The organism is Dokdonella ginsengisoli (assembly GCF_042652785.1).
In the GTDB taxonomy this organism is placed as follows: domain Bacteria; phylum Pseudomonadota; class Gammaproteobacteria; order Xanthomonadales; family Rhodanobacteraceae; genus Dokdonella_A; species Dokdonella_A ginsengisoli.
The window spans coordinates 1-649 of record NZ_JBHSHD010000009.1; the positions used below are offsets into that span (position 1 = coordinate 1).

General features: G+C 71.0%; 1 protein-coding gene. It reads left to right on the plus strand.

Going from position 1 to position 649, the window contains the following annotated elements; all coding sequences use genetic code 11:
- On the plus strand, positions 1-649 hold a 649-nt coding region (locus ACFO6Q_RS12355), incomplete at both ends, for a hypothetical protein (RefSeq protein WP_380021410.1).

Below are 649 nucleotides of genomic sequence, written 5' to 3' on the forward strand. Positions count from 1 at the left end.
CGCGGGCAACACCGGCGACGGCAACGTGGACTTCGCGGCGAACGAGGTGGTCGGCACGATCGGCGACCTGAGCGGCGGTCAGCTGGACGGCAGCTGGATGATCCGTGCGACCGGCACGGACGGCGGCAGCGGCGGCGCGTGCACGGGCCCGGTGGTGAACTGGCTGACGGCGACGCCGTCGGCGGGCTCGGTGAACGGCGGTGCGAACGTCAACGTGACGATCAAGGCCGACCCGGCCGCGGGCAGCCTGGCCGCCGGCAGCTACACGGGCGAGCTGTGCATCACGACGAACGACCCGACGCAGGCGCTGATCGCCATTCCGGTGAGCCTGACGGTGACGGCGGCGCCGGTGGAAGCGTGCAGCGGCGGAGCCGACCAGATCTTCTGCGACGGTTTCGACGGCGAGGAGACGGGCGATCCGAACGTGGTGACGGGCGACGTCAACCAGCCGGTGACCGGCGACGGCGACGGCAGTGCGTTCGACTTCGCGCTGGGCGACTTCCACCCGTACAACGGCGGCATCACGGCCGACGACATCAACCTCTACACGCTGGGCCTGCCGGCGATCAACGTGTACTGGTATGGCGATGCGGTGCCGGCGGAGTTCGCGGAGGTGGTCGGTGGCGTGGTGGGTACGCCGGGCGGCACG